We start from the raw sequence: 18,603 nt of genomic DNA, 5'->3' as shown, positions 1-18,603 counted from the left end.
TGCGATGTGACCTCGCAAACGCAAACCAACGTGCTGCAACTCATGGGTATCTCTAAGTGGTTCGGTGACAACAACGTTCTCAAAGACGTGTCGCTGGAGGTAATGAGCGGTGATGTGGTTTGTCTTCTGGGCCCGTCCGGGTGCGGCAAATCCACCTTGCTGCGCTGCATCAACTGGCTGGAGCAACCCGACGCGGGGAATGTGATTTTGAAGGGGCAGCGCATGGGCGTGCACAAGGGCGGCCTCAAGATGAATGACGCCGATCTCGCGCAGATGCGCGCTCGAATCGGCATGGTGTTTCAGCATTTTGCGTTGTGGCCGCATCTCACGGTGCTGCAAAACGTGATGGAGGCGCCCGTCTTCGTTCAGAAACGTAATCGTGAGGAGGTTCATCAGGAGGCCGTCGCGCTGCTGGCCCGTGTCGGCCTCGCCAATAAAGCCGACATGTTTCCCTCGAAGCTGTCAGGTGGGCAGAAGCAGCGTGTGGGTATTGCCCGAGCGTTGGCGATGAAGCCTGACATTCTGCTGTTTGACGAACCGACCAGTGCCCTGGATCCGATGTTGGTGGGCGAGGTGCTGGAAGTGATTCGTAGTCTGGCCAGCGAGGGCGCGACGATGGTGATCGTCACTCACGAGATGGAGTTCGCACGGCAAGTCGCCAGTCGTGTGGTGTTCATGGACGGGGGTGACATCGTGGAAAGTGGCACGCCTGCAGAGTTTTTCGGCGCACCCCAAACGTTGCGGGCCCAACAGTTCCTGTCTCGGTTTCACAATGCTTCCGGTACGGGCCACTAATGATTTTTACCCAACAACAGGCATGTCGCGCCCTTCAGGTCGTCGTGCCATCGAGAGGCGAACCATGACTGTCCTGCCGCCAACATCCAGCCAAGGTATCGGTGCATCACTGCTGCGCAAGGAAGATGACCGCTTCATGCGTGGCCGGGGAAATTACATCGCCAACATTCGCTTTCCGGGGATGCGTGACGTTGCCTTTGTTCGTAGCCCGGTTGCACATGGGCGCATCCTGGAGATCGAGAAACCTGTTGGGCAGGAAAGTTCTGTCTACACCCTCGATGATTTGATCGGGGTGAAGCCCATCGTTGCCAATTCGGGATTGCCGGGGTTCAAGTCATCCGCACAGCCGGTCCTGGCGAGCGGGAAAGTCCGTCAGGTGGGCGAAATGATCGCAATGTGTGTGGCGGACACTCGTGCCGAAGCGGAGGACATCGCTGGCGCAACCTTTGTTGATTTTGATGAGCTTGCTGCCGTAGTGGATATGCTTGCCGCGCGCGAGCCGGGGTCTGCCCTTGTACACGACGAATGGGGGGACAACGTCTTCCTGAAAACGCATGTTGATGCCGATCTCTCCGAAATCCGCGCACGCGCCGCCATTCACGTTCATCGCGTCCTGCGCACGGCACGGCAAAGCATGGCGCCTATGGAGGGGCGAGGGGTGGTTGCTTACTGGGACAAGCGCCTGAGCCAGTTGGTGGTGTACACCGCCGCCCAGATGCCTCATATCAACCGTACGGGCCTGGCAGGCTGTCTGGGCCTGGATGAGGGCAGCATCAGGGTGATTTCCCCTGATGTCGGGGGAGGCTTCGGTTACAAGGGCATATTACTTCCGGAGGAAGTCTGCGTTGCCTGGCTGGCGATGCACCTGGATCATCCTGTGCGCTGGATCGAGGATCGCCGGGAGCAGCTGGTTGCAAACGCTAACTGCCGCGAGCACCACTATGACATTCATGCTTATGCCGACAGTGAAGGTCGGCTGCTGGCGGTCGATTGTGAAGCCCATGTGGATTCTGGCGCGTATTCGTCCTACCCGTTTTCGGCCTGTCTGGAAGCGGCCCAAGTGGCGAGCATTCTGCCCGGGCCCTACAAAATGGAGCGCTACCGTTGCCGAACCTGGTCAGTTGCCACGAACAAGCCGCCCATTTTGCCTTATCGAGGCGTGGCCAGAACCGGTGTGTGCTACGCCATAGAAACGGTGATGGATGCGATAGCGGTTGAAGCAGGTCTTGAGCCTTCGGAGGTGCGCTTGCGCAACCTCGTACTTCCCGAAGAAATGCCTTACGACAACATCACGCGCAAGCATTTCGACAGTGGTGACTACCCTGAGGCGGTGCGGCGTGCAATTGACGCGATCGACTTGCCAGCAGTGCGTGCCCGCCAGCAACGGGGAGAGTCCGACGGACGACTGATCGGTGTGGGAATGGCCGTATTTTGTGAGCAGGGAGCCCATGGCACGTCGGTGTATTTTGGTTGGGGAATTCCAATGGTGCCGGGTCGGGAACCTGCCACGTTGAGGCTGACGCCGGACGGGATATTGGAAATTCGGGTGGGCGTCCATTCTCACGGGCAGAGCATGGAAACCACGTTGGCGCAGATTGCGAACGAGGTTCTGGGCGTAGATCCGCAGCGCGTCCGGATTGTCCTCGGCGACACGGGGATGACTCCATATTCCACCGGCACCTGGGGCTCGCGCTCAATCGTAATGGCTGGCGGGGCCGTCGGCCAAGGCTGCAGGATTCTGCGCGACAGGTTGCAGCACGTAGGTGCGTATTTGCTCAAAGACCCGACTGACACCGTGACGTGGCTTGAAGGGGGGGCAGTGGGGCCATCAGGCCGTATTGATCTGAACGAGCTGAGTCGGATCTGGTATCTGCAACCGCAGCGGTTGCCTCCTGATACGGATGAAGGCGGGCTGGAAGTCCACACCACCTACCAGGCCCAGCGAGATACAGGAACCTTTAGTTACGCCTGCCATGCGGTTGTGGTCGCTGTGGATCCGCTGCTGGGAAAAACCGAAATACTCGATTACGCCATCGTCGAAGACGGCGGCAAACTGATCAACCCGATGGTTGTGGACGGTCAGGTATACGGTGGCGCGGCACAGGGCATCGGTACGGCGCTCTACGAAGAAATGGTTTACAGCAAGGAGGGTCAGCCCCTCGCATCCACGCTTGCTGACTACATACTGCCCGGCGCAACTGAAGTGCCATCTATCCGTATCGACCACATGGAAACGTTGGCGCCGTACACCTCCTTTGGGCAGAAGGGGATTGGCGAAAGCGGAGCCATCGGGTCTCCGGCAGCGATTGCCAATGCGATCAACGATGCATTGCGCCCTCTCGGCGTCGAGGTTTCTCAACTCCCGCTTTCTCCACGAGTCGTGTATGCCGCGCTGGCGGGCAGACGGAACAAGGCTGTGTCAGCTGGGCCGGTGGAGGCGACGTCATGAAGTCGGTGGCTTTTGATTACCAGCGCCCTGTAACCGCCGTCGACGCGGTGAGGTTGCTGAAGGCCAGTGACGGCATGGGTAAGCTTGTCTCGGGCAGTCAATCGCTCGGACCGATGATGAACCTTCGCCTGGTCCAGCCTGATCAGTTGATCGATGTTCGGCGTCTGGCGGAGTTGAACGGGGTTCAGGATGACGCCGACAGCATCGTTATTGGTGCCGCAACGACTCATGCCGCGATTGAGGATGGCATCGTCGCCGATGCATCCCAAGGCCTCATGCCGTTCGTGGCGCGCGGGATCGCGTACAGGGCCATCCGAAACCGAGGAACCCTCGGTGGAAGTCTGGCGCATGCAGATCCTGCCGCCGACTGGGTGAATGTGATGGCCCTGCTGGACGCCGAGGTGCTGTTGCTCGGGCCTGAGGGTGAACGTAGTGTCAAAGCTGACCACTTCGTTCTAGGGGCGTTTACGACACTTCTGGCTGAGGACGAAATCATTCGCGCCGTGCGCATTCCCAAAATCAGCAGTAACGCGCGGTGGAGCTACTACAAATTCAACCGCAAGACAGGTGAGTTCGCCGAGGCCATTGCCGCATTCCTCGATGACCCTTTGCGCGGTGTGCGACGGGCCGTTATTGGCGCTGTGGATGGGCCTCCTCAAGTGATCGAGCAGGCAGGGGAGCTTATTGATGCCTGGGCGGATCAACTCGCTGATCCATGGCTGATCGCAGCGGGCATCGAGCCTGGCACCTACGAATACCACATCCATCTCGTTGCACTTCAACGTGCGGCGCAACAGCTCTCGCGTCTGTCAGGAGCCTATTAATGACCCAGCTGAAACTCACCGTAAACGGCAAGGCCGTAGCTGCCGATGTCGAAGCGCGAACCCATCTGGCCGACTTCCTGCGCGAAGAGCGATTGTTGACGGGAACGAACATTGGCTGCGAGCAAGGTGTATGCGGGGCCTGCACCCTGATGATAGACGGTGCCCCCATGCGGTCTTGCATCGTTTATGCGGTGGCTTGTGACGGGGCTGAGATCCGCACCATCGAGGACTTCGATAACGATGACGTCATGACCCAACTGCGCGCTGCGTTTTCCGCGGAACATGCGCTGCAATGCGGCTATTGCACACCGGGGATGCTGGCCACCGCCAGGGACATCGTGCTGCGTATTCCTGACGCAGATGAGGTTCGGATACGGCATGAGCTGTCAGGAAACCTTTGTCGGTGCACGGGTTATGTCGGGCTGGTCAAGGCCATTGCCCGCGTCCTCAAACAACGGCGCGAGCGTCTGCCTGCCTAACCTTCTTGATGAGGTAACACGCATTGGATATTGAACAAAGCTTCAGCGTCCCATTCTCGCCAGATGTTGTCTGGAAGAGCTTTCACGACGTGGAGGGGATCGTCACCTGCCTTCCAGGTGCATCGCTCACTGAACCCCCGCACGACGATCAATTGAGCCTGGCGATGACGGTGAAACTGGGCCCGATTGTCGCTGCCTTTAAAGGCCAGGGTGCAATCGCACTGGATGAGGCCAGGCGCAGCGGTGTCGTGAGCGGGCAGGGCAGCGATCGCAAAAGTGGATCGCGGGTGAAAGGAACGGCGCAATTTGAACTGCTTGCTGACGGTGCAAGTGGAACTCGGGTCAACGTCGTGGTTGATTATTCGATAACAGGCTCCTTGGCACAGTTTTCACGGGGCGGCATTGTCCGTGAGCTGGCCACCCGGATGACGGAGGCGTTCGCTGAAAACCTCAAGTCGCGTCTGGAAGCGGCCAATGACACCGCCATCGCTGCCGATCCTGGCGCGGAACACGTACACGCGTTACCGGGGGGAGATTCAGGCGTCGAGCCTGTCCCCTCTGTCAGCCCGATCCCCGATAATGCGCGCGGTGCTGCCGAACCCCAGGCGCCGCTCGATCTTGGCAATATGTTTTGGGCTTTGCTGCTTGGCCGACTGCGGCGTCTGTTCGGTTTGAAAGAGAAGCGGCGCTGCCCGACCTGCGGTAAGTAAGAAAGCCTCCATCTCCATCCGTCCCGTTCTTGCGCAGCTACCACGTGAAATGGCGTGGTAGACCTTTTTATTCAGTGACTCTTGGACAACCGGGAACGATGAGCCCTGCCGCCCCTCCATCGCTCATCAATATAGGTGGTATGCCCCATAATGCGCGTGAGTGGTGCACTCTCAGGCGGGCAAGCAGAGCACGGTGAGAGTTGACTGAGAAAAGTTCAAAAAAAGAAGGTATGCCACGTATTTTTTTAAGAAATTAATTTGTTTAAATATAGGTAGATAGATCGTTTTAGAAGTTTTGTTATTAATGATTGGCACGCAGGTTGCCTCGTTTTCAGTACTCACTGACACGTTGAAGACACCTATGAAAAAAATCCTGTTGTTTGGCGGTCGCGTAATCGATCCCGCAAATTCAATCGACACCATCTGTGATGTTTTGATCGAGGGCGACCGAATCAAGGCGGTCGGGAAACTGATCGACACTGAGCAGGTTATCGGCGCAGAGCGGGTTGATTGTTCTGGCAAGTTAGTGCTGCCTGGGCTGATCGATACTCACAGCCACGTTTATCAGTACGTGACGGGTCGATTCGGGTTGAACGCGGATATGTGTGGCGTGCACTCCGGGGTGACGACCCTGATTGACCAGGGCGGTGCCAGTTGCATGACGTTGCCTGGGTTTCGCGAGTTCATCGTCGAGCCGGCCGAAAGTCGAGTGTTGTCGTTTCTCTCGGCCTATCTGGTGGGGGGGCTGGAGGGGCATTTCTATCCCGAACTCTATCGTCCCGAGTGTGCCGATGTCGCCGCAACGGTCAAGTCAGCGCTGGCCAATCGCGATATCGTCAAGGGCATCAAGGCCCACGCCGAGCTGGGTGGTTTTGCGCGTTGGGGGCTGGATGTAATGAAGAAAGCCTCCGAGATCGGCGAATTGACGTCTCTCCCGGTATACATCCATTTCGGCCAACTCTGGCCCCTGCCGGATCAACCCGCGTATGACGTCGATCCAGACAGTATTTTTCCGCAGGTGCTGGAGGTTCTGAAACCCGGGGATGTGCTGGCCCATCCGTTCAGCCGCCACCCGGGAGGGTTCGTTGAGCAGAACGGTCAGATGCACCCGTTGGTCAGCGAGGCTATCAAACGTGGCTTGAAGGTCGACGTCGGACACGGGTCCCACTTCAGCTACAAAATGGCCGCCAAGGTGCTCGGCGCAGGCGTCGTCCCGGATACGCTGGGGTCGGATATGCACGGATATAACACGACCGTTCCTGCGCCGGCGGGTACGCCGGATGAGCACCCGGACGAGGAGCATCTGTTCACAGGTACTTCTCGTTTCAGCCTGGTCTCCGCCATGGTCAGCATGATGGCCTTGGGGCTGAGCCTTGAGCAGGTGGTGCCGATGGTGACCAGCAATGCGGCGAAGCTGGCAGGCATGAGCGATGAGATCGGTAGCCTGGGTGTCGGGCGTGAAGCCGATGTCAGTGTGCTCTCCGATCAAGAGGGCGCTTGGGTACTGCGTGACAATGAAGGTACCGAGGTGATCGCCCGCCGGATGCTGCAGCCGGTGTTTTGTCTTCGTGCAGGCAAGCGGTTTGATGCATCGGCAAAAATCCTGCCTGTTCCGCGCGTAGCCTGACCGGAAGTTCGCAAGCATGAATGCAGAATCGATAGTGAATGATCAAGCCCTGACGTCGGCGCTCTCTCGATTGCAGGCCGTACGACCCGTCTGGAGCACTGTACGCAGTGCCAGGGACGCGCTGAATCTTGAACCGATGACGTTGCTGCATGCAGGCCCGCCTTTTGATGATCCCCGACAACCCAGTCCCCCTGTAATGTCGTCTGCCGTGCTGTGTTGTGTGTATGAGGGATGGGCAACCAACGAGATTGACGCGCAACGGTTGATCGCTGAGGGGCGCGTCAGGTTACGGCCAAGCCAGGATTATCGAGTCGTGACTCCGCTGGCCGCAGTCATTTCCCCTTCGTGCAGCCTGGTCGAAGTGATTGACGCCGCGGTACCGAATGGCCCCGGTTGTTGGTCGATGTTGAGCTCGGGGTTTGGGCCACAGATCCGCTTCGGCAGTCGTAACCCTGACGTTCTCAAACGTATGGCCTGGCGCGAAGAGCACCTGGCCCCCGTCTTGCGGGCGGCCTTGGATGCCACCCCGATTGACCTGATCCCTGTCGCGGTTGCCGGGCTTGCCGGCGGTGATGATCTTCACAGCCGGACGAGCGCCGCTACCGCGTATTTGCGCAACGTTCTAGCTACGTCGATGGACGACAGCGTCGTCGACAAGATGCTTGAAGAAACACCGCTTTTTTTTCTGACACTGTGGATGGCCGCCTGCTTTTTGATGCTGGATGCGACCCGTACCGGCAATGTGAATCACAAGGCCAGGCTTGTCGTGGCGTTAGCGGGAAATGGTTTCGACGCAGGCGTTCGTCTGGCCAATGATCCCGACCAGTGGATCATCTCCAAGGCCCATGTTCCTCAAGGCCCCAGGTTGGCGAACGAGGAGAACACGATCAGTCCCATGCTGGGAGACAGCGGCGTGATTGATGCCGCAGGCTTTGGCGCTCAAGCATGGTTCTACGCACGTGATGCCGCAAAGGATGTCGCAGGCTGGTTGCCTGCTCAGCCCGAACAGCGGCCATTATGGCTGGTTGGAAGCCATCCCGCGTTCTCCGCATTTGGATTGGGCTGTGCGATCGACGCCGGCCAGATCTCGAAAATGCTTCCCACGCCATGGGTATCGATCGCAATGCTGGATGCGTCTGGCCAGAAGGGCTTGTTGGGCCGAGGGGTCTGCAAAACCGATCCGGCGTTGTTCGGTGCCGGAATGGATGGGAGCCTTGCGATCAATCAACCCCAGACACTCTCTGATCTCAACACCGCCTTTGAGCGATACGAGCGAGCCCTTACGACAAATGACGTCGCGGTGCTCGATGAGCTGTTCTGGAAGAGCCCCGAGACGCTTCGGTACGGTGCAAAAGAGCACCTTTACGGCTATGACGCGATCCAGTCCTATCGTGCGGGACGCGCTGCGACGAATCTGGACCGTGAGATCCTGGAGCGCTCTGTCACGACCTTCGGCGCTGACTTCGCCGTGACCAACATGGTATTCAGTCGCATGGGCGAGGCCCGTCCTGGCAGGCAGACTCAGAGCTGGGTGCGTATTGATGGACATTGGCGTGTCGTCGCCGCGCATGTCAGTTGGATGGACGTATGAGCGGGCTCGTACAGGCGGGCCTGAATGGGGCGTTTATGGCCGATGGGTTTGGGGGCACTATTTCAATTGCCTCAGGCCTCGGCACTGCAGGTCTCAATGGCGTTCGTCTTGCCGTGAAGGATGTTTTCGAGGTCGAAGGCTTGACCTGCAGCGCTGGCAATCCGGTGTGGCTTGAGCAGCAACGACCTGCCAGTGGCACGGCACCTGTCGTCAGGCGGCTCCTGGCTGAGGGCTGCAAATGGGTAGGCAAAACCGTCACGGATGAATTGACGTATAGCCTGGCCGGCATCAACGCTCACTTCGGCGTTCCGGTAAATCCAGCGGCTCCGGACCGATTGCCGGGTGGATCTTCCTCGGGGTCGGCCGTGGCGGTTGCTGCTGGCGATGCAGATCTGTCGTTGGGTACGGATTGCGGTGGTTCTATCCGTTTACCTGCAAGCTATTGCGGACTGTGGGGCATCCGTCCGAGCCATGGTCGAGTGGCGTCCGACGGATGTTTTACCTTGGCGCCCAGTTTCGACACCGTGGGGTGGTTTGCTCGTGATGGAGGGACGCTCGCAGGAGCGCTCTCGATTCTGATGCATAGCCAGGTCAATACGCCGGCGAAAGTTGAGGGAAGGTTGTTGGTCAGCGAAGACGTGATGGACCTGCTCGACGAACCGGTGCGAATCGCTTTCGAATCCTGGCTTGATGAACAGGCCATTGCGCATGAACGCCTGCGAGCCGGAACGCTACCGCTGGACCGGTGGGCGGACGCCTTTCGTACCTTACAGGCTGCTGAAGTCTGGCAACAACACGGTGAGTGGGTCACGCAATCGATGCCGGCGTTCGGGGCTGACGTTGCGCACAGGTTCGCTGTCGCAAGTAAGGTCGACAAGGCTCAGGTCTATGCCGCCATCCAGGTGCGGGCAAGGGCCCAAGCCATGCTGGCGGGCTTGTTGCGCGAAAACTGTCAGATCCTTATGCCGCCTGTGCCTGGCCCCGCGCCATGGCTGGAAGAACCTCTCGAACGAATAGACGACATTCGTGTGCGCTCACAAAAGCTATTGTGCATGGCGGGCCTTGCGGGATTGCCGCAAGTCGTCATGCCATGGCGAAACGTTGAGGGTGCGCCGATCGGCATGTCGCTTTTAGGCGCCCGTTTTGCCGATGAGCTCACGGTCGAAAACGCGATCGATGTACACCATAAACATATCAATGACCCGGCGGGAAATCTCTGATGCCACATATCCCCAATCCAGTTCGCGGTTCGCGCGCAATGGCTGTCGCTCCCCATGCGCTGGCTTCGCAAAGTGCTTTGGCCGTCATGCGTGAGGGCGGTAATGCCGTGGAGGCGATGATCTCGGCGGCGGCGACCATTGCGGTGGTGTATCCCCACATGAATAGCCTTGGGGGAGATGGTTTCTGGCTGATCGCCAGACCGGGGGAAACGCCGCTCGCCCTGGATGCCTGTGGTCGCGCGGCTCAAGGTGCGAGCCTGGACAGTTATCGTGAACGGGGCCTTGAGCATATTCCGTTTCGAGGGGGATTAGCCGCCAATACGGTTGCCGGTACCGTCTCGGGCTGGGACGCAGCGTTCGATTGGCAGCGCAGAATGCTCGGGGGCAGTGTCCCTCTGGAGCGTCTGCTGGGTGACGCCATTGAATATGCGCGTAACGGGATTCCTGTGACAGGCAGTCAGAGCCGGTGCACGGAGGCCAAGAAGGCCGAGCTAGGCTCGGTGACAGGTTTCAACCAGACGTTCCTGGACAATGGATGCGTGCCACTGCCAGGACAACGATTCAAGCACCCACGGCTGGCTGACGCGCTGGAGCGGCTGGCCCATGCCGGGCTCAGTGACTTCTACGGTGGGGATCTGGCTCGTAACATGGCTTCGGAACTTGAGGCCGTGGGGAGTCCCCTGCGACTGGTGGATTTTCAAAGCCACCGCGCTGAGTGGCGCGACGCCTTGGTTCTGAATCATTCGCAAGGGCAGGTCTATAACTTCCCGCCACCCACACAGGGTCTGGTTTCGTTGTTGATACTAGGCCAGCTGGACAGGCTGCTCAGCCCGGACATGGACGCTTTGGGTGCGCCTTTCGTGCATGCTTGCGTCGAGGCGACAAAGCGTGCCTTCAGTGTCCGTGACCGTCATATCACCGACCCCGCGCACATGACTGAAGAGGCGCAGGGTTTCCTGACTCGGGAAAGACTGGAAGCCATGGCTTCGGCGTTCGATCCTGATCGTGCAGCGCCATGGGGCAAGGGAGTAGGGCCCGCGGATACGGTCTGGATGGGCGTCGTCGATCACGAAGGCGTATCGGTCAGTTTCATTCAGAGCCTGTACCACGAATTTGGCAGCGGTATCGTGCTGCCGACCTCCGGTTTGAACTGGCAGAATCGTGGCTGCAGCTTCTCCCTGGACCCTAACGCCCGAAACCCCCTGACGCCCGGGCGAAAGCCTTTCCATACGCTCAATCCAGCGATGGCGTACCTCAATGACGGTCGCACGCTTGTGTACGGCAACATGGGAGGAGATGGGCAGCCTCAATCTCAGAGCGCGGTGTTCAGCCGCATCGTCAATTTTGGTATGAACCCCCAAGCGGCGATAGACGCACCTCGATGGCTTTTGGGCCGTACATGGGGCAATGCCAGCGATAACCTGAAGCTCGAATCCCGGTTTTCCGACGCCTGCATTGCCGAATTGAAAGCCAAGGGGCATGACGTCGAAGTGCTGCTGGACTATGACGAAAGCATGGGGCACGCCGGCGCGATTGTGCGTCATCGCGATGGGCTACTTGAAGGCGGCACAGATCCTCGCAGTGATGGGGCAGTCGCAGCTTGGTAGGCGTGCGGGTCAACGATTACTCTTCAGCCTTGCCCAGCCGAAACGGCGCTATGCCTCGATCATTGTTGGCTTCTACCAGCTTGATCATCTGCAACAAGAACAACTGGCGCTGATCTTCCGGGATGCCCTCAAGCGTTCGGTCGTGCGCACGCTGAACGCTGGCGTCCATCTTCTTGAGCAGGTACAGGCCCTTGCGGCTCAGCTTGACCAACTTGACGCGACGATCCTGAGTGCTCTGCCGACGCAGCAATAACTCTCGGGCTTCCAGGCGGGGAATCACTTCCGCAACGCTGGTGCGCTCCAGTCCGATTTCCCGCGCCAACGTGTTTTGATCCATCTCGCCATGTGTGCCCAACGTGGTCATCAGGCTGTATTGGACAGGCGTGATGTTGTAGGTTCGAGTTTCGTCCTGGAACAAGCCGTAGTGGATTTGTTGTAACCGACGGATCAAGAATCCAGGCCTGCCCAGGAGGGCTGAGCGACTGATGGCTGCGTCAAGTTGAGCCTGAATGTCGTCATTGGATAGCTCGCTCATATCAGTCTGATCACACGTCTTGAGGATGATTGGCAGGTGGCCTGCATCATATCATTGAGCTCAACGGTGACACACCGCCCAAGCGGTTCCGAGGCGAGCAAAACCCCATGACTTCGAGTTTCCCTCACCGGCACCTGCCAACGGCTCCCCGCTGGAAAGTGCGCAATATGCGTGCGACTCCTCAAGAAGGGACGAGAGGGGTGGAGATTTAGCTCACCCGGTTCAGCGCCCGCCTCATGCAGCCAGTCTTCGATTTGAGCGCTTAACCTGCCGCGCTTCGGGGTTACCGGCACACCCGCCTGTGGCAGGCCAGGACATTCAGGCACGCGGTCCTTGACATAAAAAATGTCGACCATCATATTATGCTTAAATTACGGGCGTAATATGGCCCGGTTGCTACGCTCAATATCCACGGAGAAATGCTCATGAGCACCCTGAACACTCAAGGTACCGCCCTGATCACCGGCGCTTCGTCAGGCATCGGTGCCACGTACGCTGATCGTCTGGCAAAGCGCGGCTTCGATTTGATTCTGGTCGCACGCGATCAAGCGCGGCTGGAGACGCTTGCCGCCGAGTTGCGCTCGAAGACATCAGCCAGGGTCGAGGTGCTAAAGGCTGATCTGACTGACGCATCACATAGGTCGGCCCTCGAGCAGCGCCTGCGCAATGACGCATCGATCACCTTGCTGGTGAACAATGCAGGCGTAGCAACGAATGGCACGCTGGCAGAGGCCGACCTGGCCGAGGTTGATCGTTTGATTCAGTTGAACATCGTGGCGTTGACTCATTTGGCATCTGCCGCCGCTGCCGGTTTTGTTGCCCGGGGGCGTGGCGCGATCGTAAACATTGCGTCGGTCGTGCCGATGATTCCCGAGCGCTTTAACGCGGTATATGCCGCGAGCAAGGCGTATGTGCTGAGCTTGACGCAATCGCTTAACGCCGAGATCGGCCAGAGCGGTGTTCAGGTTCAGGCCGTGATGCCGGGCGCGACGCGTACAGAGATCTGGGAGCGCGCTGGCATGGATATCAATGCTTTTCCGCCTGAAATGGTGATGGACGTCAACGAAATGGTCGACGCGGCGTTGGCCGGCTTTGATCAAAAGGAACGTGTGACCATTCCATCGCTGTCCAATGCCGCAGACTGGGACGCGTTCATGAATGCGCGTCTGGCATTGGGTCCGAACCTGTCGTTGCAGCACGCTGCAGTCCGCTACAAAACGCCGGGTGCTTGAGTGCGCACCTGTGAATGTTCTGAAGGTTGAAAAGGTGAACGCATGAGCGAACGTCGCATCGTAGTGACGGGGATGGGGTTGGTGACGCCTTTGGGAACCGGTGTCGAGGCCGTCTGGCGCCGGTTGCTGGAGGGGCGTTCCGGCATCGTACAGTTGCCTGATGACACCGTGGCCGATTTGCCGGGAAAAGTCGGCGGACCCGTGCCGATGCTGGCCGACGATCCCGAGGCGGGATTTGATGCCGACGCCGCAGCGCCGCCCAAAGAGCAGAAGAAGATGGACCGGTTCATTCTGTTCGCGCTTGCGGCTGCCCAGCAAGCGGTGGCGCAGGCCGGATGGGCACCGTCGACCGATGAAGAGCGCGAGCGCACCGCGACCATCATCGGTTCTGGCGTCGGTGGCTTCGTGTCCATTGCGGACGCGGTGCGTACCACCGACTCACGCGGTCCCCGTCGTTTGTCGCCGTTCACCATCCCGTCGTTTCTGGTCAATCTGGCGGCTGGACATGTGTCGATCCAGCACGGTTTCAAAGGCCCGCTTGGCGCGCCGGTGACGGCCTGTGCAGCGGGTGTACAAGCGATAGGCGACGCGGCGCGGATGATTCGGGCCGGTGAGGCCGATGTTGCGATCGCGGGCGGTGCCGAGGCCTGTATCGACCGGGTTGCCCTGGGCGGTTTCGCCGCTGCACGTGCATTGTCCAGTGGCTTCAACGAGACGCCAGCACGTGCCTCGCGCCCGTTTGATCGCGATCGTGACGGGTTCGTGATGGGCGAGGGGGCCGGCATCGTCGTGATCGAAACACTGGAACACGCATTGGCGCGCGGCGCCAGGCCGATCGTGGAGCTGGTCGGTTACGGCACCAGCGCTGACGCCTATCACCTTACCGCGGGGCCTGAAGATGGCAGCGGTGCCCGGCGTGCGATGCAGGCCGCGATCCGTCAGGCGGGCATCAACCCTTCGGACATTCAGCATCTGAATGCGCACGCCACTTCGACCCCGGTTGGGGATAAGGGGGAGATGGCGGCGATCAAGGCGTTATTTGGGGATCAGAACGGGATAGCGGTGACGTCCACCAAATCGGCAATCGGGCATTTGCTGGGTGCGGCCGGGGGGATCGAAGCCATTTTTACCGCGCTGGCGATTCGTGATCAGATCGCGCCGATGACACTGAATCTGGAGAACCCGGACGAAGCGGCCGCCGGTATCGACATCGTCCACGGCAAGGCTCGTCCGATGAAGATCGAATACGCGTTGTCGAACGGTTTCGGATTTGGCGGCGTCAATGCCAGCGTGCTATTGCGTCGATACCAGGCTTGATGCTGTAAAGCAAAGCCCTTGTCAGCAACGGCAGGGGCTTTTTTTATCACGCTTCGCTGATTTGCTTCTGGAGCTGTGTACGCGTGGTTTCCAGAATCCGCTCAGCCAGTGCCGGGTCCTTTGCACTGCGCGCGAGCACCAGTGCACCGACCAGGCTCGACATCATCATCACGCTTTTGTCGCTGTTCTCCTTACCGGCAGGCATGCCCGCTTCCAGGGTCTCCAGCATGCGACCGATCAGCTCGTCGGTGATTTCGCTCGGCTGACCGCGCTGGCCCAGTTCCGACGACATGGTGGGCAGAGGGCAACCCTGTTCAGGTTCTGCGCGGTGCTGAGGCGACAGATAGAGGTCGATAAAGGCCTTCGCGGACGTGTCACCGGACAATCTGGCTTTACGCGACTCGTTCAACTGGTCCACTGCGCAACGCAGGGCTTTTTCGACCAGGTCATCCTTGGATTTGAAATGGGCATAAAAACCGCCGTGGGTCAGGCCCAGCGCCTTCATCAGCGGCTGCAAGCCGGTCGCGCCGATGCCGTCGCGCCGAAAGCGTGACGCCGCTTCGTGAAGGATGCGCTGATGGGTCTGGGCTTTGTGATCTTCGGCGTACCGCATTGAACGCGCCTCCCGACAATGGCTCTTGAAATGGTGATCGACATTTTTACACGTATGGGCTGTCGGTGCAGTATCCACTTTCCGGGCCAGTGTGCCATTGGTCAGAAGGTCACAGGTTCAGACCCTTACTTGGGCCCCATCATTTTGGCCAGTACTTCAGGTCGTGGCGCCCCTTGCTGTTGCTGCACATTGCCGTTTTCATCCTTGTAGAAGATCGACGGCGTGGCAGACAGCCCCATGTCTTCCATCAGTTTCATATTGGCGTCGAGCTTGGCCTGAATGTCCTTCGGGATTTTATCCAGGGCCTTAAGCGTGCTGCTTCTCCCGGCCTGCTCGTGCTTTTGCAGCGCGACTTCAGGGTTGGCGTCGGACAGCAGCGTTGCGGCCTTGGCGGCGCTGTCTTCACGAATGACCCCGACCATGATGTGGCGCAACTGCACCTTGCCCGACTTCACCCAAGGCCGTGCCTGCTCCCAGAACATATTGCAATAAGGGCAGTTGGCGTCACTGAACAGGTAGATCACCTTGGGCGCGTTCTTGGCGCCGTCGGGGATCCAGGTGCTGCTCTCCATCTGACTCCACATTGCCTTGGTCATGGGCTCATACACCAGTTTTTGCAGCGGTGCCTCGCTGAGGTCCTGTCCTTTCTCGTCGAACAGGTTTCCGGCCAGTACATGTTTGCCGTCGGGCGTCAGGTACAGCGCCATGCCCTGTTTCTGATACTCGGCGGCATAGCCCTTGAGACCGTCGGGCGCATCGAAACTGCCTTTGATGGTCACGCCTTTGGCTTCCAGGGATTTGATCGGGCCGGGTAATTCTTCGGCTTGCAGAAGAGTGCTCTGCATCGTGAGCGCACCGGCAGCGGCCAGCGCGCAAATGCGCATGAATCGAATGGAACGCGCCTTCATAGAGGGCTCCTTGGTAGGGCATCGGGTGTTGCCGTTTCGCTGAGGCTGTCCAGGGAATGCTGCAGACTCGCGTTGGAAAGTTCGCCCAGATGGCTGCTCAGAAGGCGGCCGTCAGGGCGGTAGAAAAGGGTGGTGGGCAACGCGGCGGAACCGGCCTGTTGCGCGAGCTCGCCATTGCCGTCGAATAGGACATTGTCCAGATGCAGACCCTGACTGGCGAAAAAAGTCGCGACGTCCCGGGGGCTTTCCGCCTGATTCACGAACAGGAACACCACCTCCGGATTGGCCTGTTGCGCCGCCTGCAGAACCGGCATCTCGCGTCGACAGGGTGGGCACCATGTGGCCCAAAGATTGACCACCAGAGGCTTGCCCCGATAGTGGCTCAGTTGTACAGGCTCACCCGCCGCATTGCGCAGGGTCAGGTCCGGCAACGGTGTGGTTTCGCGCTGTGCGCTCAGTCCCAAAGTGGCCAGCCACCAGAACAGCAACCCGCTCGCCGCGCCAAAGCCCATCGACTGACGCAGTGCTGGCTGCTTCCAGCCACGCAGGACGGCGCCAATCAGTGTCGCAATCACGCCGGGCCAGACCGAGAAACCGCCGTCACGGATGTCGAGGATGCTGAGCGGACTGTTTCGGTATTGCGGCCAATACGCGATGACAAACGCGAGCCTGGCGACCAGCAGGCCCAGTACGAAGAGGCCGAACAGCGTCCGTTCCGGGTTGACGCGTTGTCCGCGACCACTGATCCAGCCCACCCCTGTTGCCAGCGCCAGCGCGCCGAGCAGCACCAGATGATTCATCGCGAGGGCGAATGGGCCGAGAGACAAACTCAACATCAGCCGTTCTCCTGCGTGGTTCGCCATTGCTCAAGGAAACCCTTGTCGTCGACTTCACCGGTGATGCGTTGTGCCCGACGTTCACTGCCGTCAGGGCCCAACCACAGGATCGTGGGTGGGCCGGGCACCTGATAACGTTTGAGCAGGTCCCGGCTGGCATCGTTATCGGCGGTGACATCCAGGCGCAGCAGGCGCACGCCGTTCAATGCCTGGATCACATCGGCTTTACCGAAGACGTTCCTCTCCATGATCTTGCAGGACACGCACCAGTCGGCGTAATAATCAACGAGCACCCACTGTCCTTCCGCCCTCGCGGAGGCGAGTTCACGGTCCAGTACGGCGGGATCCTTGATTGTCAGAAAAGCATCGTGTCGTTCGCCGCCGACGTACGAAGGTGATCCGCTGAAGACCTTCAGTGGTTGCAACGGATCGTTCCCGCCACCGCCCGCGCCAATCAACATCATTGCACCCCATATACCCGTTATCAGACCGAGAGGGGCGCATAGCTGTGCAGCTCGCTTGAGCATGCGGGTTTGAAAGATCGCGTTGTAGGCGACGATCAGCAGCAGCGCGCCGAACAGCGCCAGCCAGTGAGACTCGGGCAGCAGCGAGCGAATCATGAACAGTGCGGTGCCTAACAACAGGAAACCGAAGATGCCTTTGACCAGGTCCATCCAAGGGCCCGGTTTGGGGAGGAAACGATTGCCGACTGTCACCACCAGCAACAGCGGCAAGCCAATGCCCAGGCCCATGACGAACAGCACCAGCGCGCCCTGCAGGGCGTTTCCGCTTTGCGCAATGTAGAGCAGGGCGCCCGCCAGAGGCGCGGTCATGCACGGTCCGACCATTAACCCCGATAAGGCGCCCAGTACGGCTGCGCCGACCAGGCTGCCGCCCTGACGCCGACGACCGGCGTTCTCCAGACGATCACGAAGAAAGCCCGGCAACTGCAGTTCGAAGAAGCCAAACATGGGCAGTGAAAGGACGACGAACAGGGCCGCAAAACTGCCCAGCAACCAGGGTTGCTGAAGCGTGGATTGCAAGTTCCCGCCCAGCAGCGCCGCGACCACGCCAAGCCCGGCGTAGATCATCGCCATGCTTAGCACGTAGACGCCCGCCAGCGCGAACCCCCTGCGCGGTCTGGCGCCACTCCCGACCACAACGCCCGCCAGAATCGGCAGCATGGGCAGGGAGCACGGCGTGAACGCCAGCAGCAGGCCCAAGCCAAAGAAGATCATCAGGCTCCAGCCCAGTGACCGTTCTTGAAGCGTGCTGGCCAGCGCCTGATCCTGCGCCTGGCCGTTGATGACGTCTGCTTGAGTCCCCTCCAGAGAAATGACCTGACTTTGCGGCGGATAACACAGGCCCGCGTCAGCGCAACCTTGCCAGCCGACCTTGACCTGACCGCGGGCAGACGCCGGAATCACCAGTTCCAGTCCCTGGCGATAGATCTGCTGTTGGCCGAAGTATTCGTCGCTGTGATCTTCGCCAGCAGGTAGCGCAGGCTGTTGGCTGGCGCTAAGGCCCTCGAATTTCAAGCGCTTCTGATAAAGGTAATACCCGTCTGCTATCTGCCAGTACAACCGCGTTTCGCCGGACTCCAGACGTTCCGAGCTGAACATGAAGGCCTGCCCGACCGGCAGGAAATCAGGCTTCTTGAAGAGGTCGCCGCCCGGCAGCGCGTGTGCCAGCCATGGGATTAACAGAAGGATCAACAGTAGCCACTTGCGCATACGCACACCTTACAGATCATGAATGAGCGAAGAGTGGCCAACGGTGATTAAGACGTTATTAACGATTCGATTGTTCGTTTTCATGCTTCCCTACAGCGCTGGTTCAAAACGCAGCCACTCGAAACAG

Annotated in this window: 16 protein-coding genes; 11 read left to right on the top strand and 5 right to left on the bottom strand. The window is 59.4% G+C overall.

The window, feature by feature from the left end; translation table 11 throughout:
- Nucleotides 1-42 precede the first annotated feature (42 nt).
- The 9 genes from BMY73_RS13890 (at nucleotide 43) to BMY73_RS13850 (ending at nucleotide 11,302) form a co-directional block, all read left to right on the top strand.
- A complete protein-coding gene (locus BMY73_RS13890; protein ID WP_092407855.1) occupies nucleotides 43-795 on the top strand; it encodes an amino acid ABC transporter ATP-binding protein in 753 nt (250 codons plus the stop codon).
- Between the two features lie 64 nt (nucleotides 796-859).
- Nucleotides 860-3,244 carry a xanthine dehydrogenase family protein molybdopterin-binding subunit gene (locus BMY73_RS13885; protein ID WP_092407763.1) on the top strand — a complete coding sequence of 795 codons (2,385 nt, stop codon included), beginning with the start codon at nucleotides 860-862 and terminating at the stop codon, nucleotides 3,242-3,244.
- Entirely contained in the window at nucleotides 3,241-4,068 is an 828-nt protein-coding gene (locus tag BMY73_RS13880) for an FAD binding domain-containing protein (RefSeq protein ID WP_092407761.1), read from the top strand. The genes BMY73_RS13885 and BMY73_RS13880 overlap by 4 nt, the downstream gene beginning before the upstream one ends.
- Entirely contained in the window at nucleotides 4,068-4,547 is a 480-nt protein-coding gene (locus BMY73_RS13875) for a (2Fe-2S)-binding protein (RefSeq protein ID WP_062380188.1), read from the top strand. The genes BMY73_RS13880 and BMY73_RS13875 overlap by 1 nt, the downstream gene beginning before the upstream one ends.
- A gap of 23 nt (nucleotides 4,548-4,570) precedes the next feature.
- On the top strand, nucleotides 4,571-5,257 hold the full coding sequence (locus BMY73_RS13870; protein WP_062380191.1) for an SRPBCC family protein: 687 nt from the start codon (nucleotides 4,571-4,573) through the stop codon (nucleotides 5,255-5,257).
- 361 nt (nucleotides 5,258-5,618) lie between these two features.
- Nucleotides 5,619-6,884, top strand: a complete 1,266-nt coding sequence (locus tag BMY73_RS13865) for an amidohydrolase/deacetylase family metallohydrolase (RefSeq protein WP_062380193.1) — start codon at nucleotides 5,619-5,621, stop codon at nucleotides 6,882-6,884.
- Nucleotides 6,885-6,900: 16 nt separating this feature from the next.
- Entirely contained in the window at nucleotides 6,901-8,475 is a 1,575-nt protein-coding gene (hpxZ, locus tag BMY73_RS13860; protein ID WP_082060742.1) for an oxalurate catabolism protein HpxZ, read from the top strand.
- Complete coding sequence (locus BMY73_RS13855) at nucleotides 8,472-9,695, top strand: amidase (protein WP_062380195.1); 1,224 nt, start codon at nucleotides 8,472-8,474, stop codon at nucleotides 9,693-9,695. The genes hpxZ and BMY73_RS13855 overlap by 4 nt, the downstream gene beginning before the upstream one ends.
- Complete coding sequence (locus BMY73_RS13850) at nucleotides 9,695-11,302, top strand: gamma-glutamyltransferase family protein (protein ID WP_238591791.1); 1,608 nt, start codon at nucleotides 9,695-9,697, stop codon at nucleotides 11,300-11,302. Before BMY73_RS13855 ends, BMY73_RS13850 begins: the two co-directional genes overlap by 1 nt.
- Nucleotides 11,303-11,318: 16 nt before the next feature.
- Here BMY73_RS13850 and BMY73_RS13845 read toward each other — a convergent pair whose 3' ends face one another.
- The gene (locus BMY73_RS13845) at nucleotides 11,319-11,753 is read right to left on the bottom strand and encodes a MarR family winged helix-turn-helix transcriptional regulator (RefSeq protein WP_218190156.1); all 435 of its coding nucleotides are present in this window, start codon (nucleotides 11,751-11,753) and stop codon (nucleotides 11,319-11,321) included.
- Nucleotides 11,754-12,262: 509 nt separating this feature from the next.
- On the opposite strand from BMY73_RS13845, the gene BMY73_RS13840 reads away from it, so the two are divergent.
- Both BMY73_RS13840 and fabF read left to right on the top strand, forming a co-directional pair.
- Nucleotides 12,263-13,069, top strand: coding sequence for an SDR family NAD(P)-dependent oxidoreductase (locus tag BMY73_RS13840; RefSeq protein ID WP_092407759.1), 807 nt, complete (start codon nucleotides 12,263-12,265; stop codon nucleotides 13,067-13,069).
- Between the two features lie 42 nt (nucleotides 13,070-13,111).
- Nucleotides 13,112-14,386 carry a beta-ketoacyl-ACP synthase II gene (gene fabF / locus BMY73_RS13835; protein WP_092407757.1) on the top strand — a complete coding sequence of 425 codons (1,275 nt, stop codon included), beginning with the start codon at nucleotides 13,112-13,114 and terminating at the stop codon, nucleotides 14,384-14,386.
- 46 nt (nucleotides 14,387-14,432) lie between these two features.
- Here fabF and BMY73_RS13830 read toward each other — a convergent pair whose 3' ends face one another.
- The 4 genes from BMY73_RS13830 to dsbD form a co-directional block, all read right to left on the bottom strand.
- Nucleotides 14,433-14,999, bottom strand: a complete 567-nt coding sequence (locus BMY73_RS13830) for a TetR/AcrR family transcriptional regulator (protein ID WP_092407755.1) — start codon at nucleotides 14,997-14,999, stop codon at nucleotides 14,433-14,435.
- A 125-nt stretch (nucleotides 15,000-15,124) separates the two neighbouring features.
- Nucleotides 15,125-15,907 carry a thiol:disulfide interchange protein DsbG gene (gene dsbG, locus BMY73_RS13825; RefSeq protein ID WP_092407753.1) on the bottom strand — a complete coding sequence of 261 codons (783 nt, stop codon included), beginning with the start codon at nucleotides 15,905-15,907 and terminating at the stop codon, nucleotides 15,125-15,127.
- Nucleotides 15,904-16,743 (bottom strand): TlpA disulfide reductase family protein, encoded by an 840-nt coding sequence (locus BMY73_RS13820; RefSeq protein WP_092407751.1) that lies wholly within the window; start codon nucleotides 16,741-16,743, stop codon nucleotides 15,904-15,906. The genes dsbG and BMY73_RS13820 overlap by 4 nt, the downstream gene beginning before the upstream one ends.
- Nucleotides 16,743-18,476, bottom strand: a complete 1,734-nt coding sequence (dsbD, locus tag BMY73_RS13815; protein ID WP_062380209.1) for a protein-disulfide reductase DsbD — start codon at nucleotides 18,474-18,476, stop codon at nucleotides 16,743-16,745. The genes BMY73_RS13820 and dsbD overlap by 1 nt, the downstream gene beginning before the upstream one ends.
- Nucleotides 18,477-18,603 lie beyond the last annotated feature (127 nt).

It is taken from the genome of Pseudomonas sp. NFACC02, from assembly GCF_900110765.1.
Taxonomy (GTDB): domain Bacteria; phylum Pseudomonadota; class Gammaproteobacteria; order Pseudomonadales; family Pseudomonadaceae; genus Aquipseudomonas.
This window is presented reverse-complemented; position numbering and strand designations above follow the sequence as displayed.